The sequence below is a fragment of the Micrococcus sp. HMSC31B01 genome (assembly GCF_001816085.1).
Lineage (GTDB): Bacteria > Actinomycetota > Actinomycetes > Actinomycetales > Micrococcaceae > Micrococcus > Micrococcus luteus.
In genome coordinates, this window is record NZ_KV825298.1 from 1 (window position 1) to 657 (window position 657).

Here is a 657-nt window from a genome sequence, read left to right on the forward strand (position 1 = left end):
GGAGGGCCCGGCCGGGAGGGCCGGGCGGGCGTCCTCCCCGCGGGGGGACGCCTGGCGGGCGTCCTCCCCGCGGGGGGCGTCCGGGTGCTCGGCGGGGTCAGTGGTCGGCATGCTCGTCCGACTCCTCCGCCTCGCCGCCGTGGTAGGACTCGTTGGCGCCGCCGAACGGGCGGGCCACGGAGACGACCTCCATGGTGGAGCCGTCCTCCAGCTCGAGCTCGTAGGCGACCTCCTCGCCGGGCTCGATCGGCTCGGTCAGGCCCATCAGCATCACGTGGGCGCCGCCGGGGGCCAGCTCGAAGGACCCGCCGGCGGGCACCGTGAAGCCGTCCGGGGACTGCTGCATCACCATTTGGCCGTCCTCGTCGGAGACCATCTCGTGGAGCCCGACCGTCTCGCCCAGCTCCGAGCGGACGCCGACGATGTGCAGGTCCTGGTCCGAGGAGTTCTCGAGCATGCCGAAGGAGCCGGTCATGCCCTCCTCGGTGGCCTTCGTCCACGGGTCGGTGATCGTGAGGCCGGCGGCCTGGCCGTCCGCGGTGGACGCGGCCGACGAGGCGTCCGTGGCCGGCGCGACGCTCGAGGCGTCCGACGCGCTCGGGGCGGACCCGACGTCGTCTCCGGCGCAGGCCGTCAGGCCGAGGGCGGCGACGGCGA

Annotated in this window: 1 protein-coding gene; it reads right to left on the reverse strand. The window is 75.3% G+C overall.

Annotation, left to right across the window (positions count from 1 at the left end):
• Window positions 1-97 precede the first annotated feature (97 nt).
• Window positions 98-657, reverse strand: a 560-nt coding sequence (locus HMPREF3105_RS09870) for a copper chaperone PCu(A)C (protein ID WP_070709467.1), incomplete at its 5' end; no start/stop codon positions are given.